This window comes from Leclercia sp. M50 (assembly GCF_037150775.1).
Classification (GTDB): domain Bacteria; phylum Pseudomonadota; class Gammaproteobacteria; order Enterobacterales; family Enterobacteriaceae; genus Enterobacter.
In genome coordinates, this window is the sequence record NZ_JBBCPK010000228.1 from 1 (window position 1) to 1049 (window position 1049).

Here is a 1049-nt window from a genome sequence, read left to right on the forward strand (position 1 = left end):
AAAACCTACGGTGGTTCTGCTCGTGCATTCGACCAGATCGATAACGCACCAGAAGAAAAAGCTCGTGGTATCACCATCAACACTTCTCACGTTGAATACGACACCCCGACTCGTCACTACGCACACGTAGACTGCCCAGGCCACGCCGACTATGTTAAAAACATGATCACCGGTGCTGCGCAGATGGACGGCGCGATCCTGGTTGTTGCTGCGACTGACGGCCCAATGCCTCAGACCCGTGAGCACATCCTGCTGGGTCGTCAGGTAGGCGTTCCTTTCATCATCGTGTTCCTGAACAAATGCGACATGGTTGATGACGAAGAGCTGCTGGAACTGGTAGAGATGGAAGTTCGTGAACTGCTGTCTCAGTACGATTTCCCAGGCGACGATACCCCAATCGTTCGTGGTTCTGCTCTGAAAGCGCTGGAAGGCGAAGCTGAGTGGGAAGAGAAAATCATCGAACTGGCTGGCTACCTGGATTCTTACATCCCAGAACCAGAGCGTGCTATCGACAAGCCGTTCCTGCTGCCAATCGAAGACGTATTCTCCATCTCCGGTCGTGGTACCGTTGTTACCGGTCGTGTAGAGCGCGGTATCATCAAAGTTGGTGAAGAAGTTGAAATCGTTGGTATCAAAGATACTGCGAAATCTACCTGTACTGGCGTTGAAATGTTCCGCAAACTGCTGGACGAAGGCCGTGCTGGTGAGAACGTTGGTGTTCTGCTGCGTGGTATCAAGCGTGAAGAAATCGAACGTGGTCAGGTTCTGGCGAAGCCAGGCTCAATCAAGCCACACACCAAGTTCGAATCTGAAGTGTACATCCTGTCCAAAGACGAAGGCGGCCGTCATACTCCGTTCTTCAAAGGCTACCGTCCACAGTTCTACTTCCGTACTACTGACGTGACCGGTACCATCGAACTGCCAGAAGGCGTTGAGATGGTAATGCCAGGCGACAACATCAAAATGGTTGTTACCCTGATCCACCCAATCGCAATGGACGATGGTCTGCGTTTCGCAATCCGCGAAGGCGGCCGTACCGTTGGCGCGGG

General features: G+C 52.8%; 1 protein-coding gene. It reads left to right on the forward strand.

The features are described from left to right. A partial coding sequence (gene tuf / locus WFM46_RS23750; protein WP_103825506.1) for an elongation factor Tu occupies nucleotides 1-1049 on the forward strand: 1049 nt, incomplete at both ends.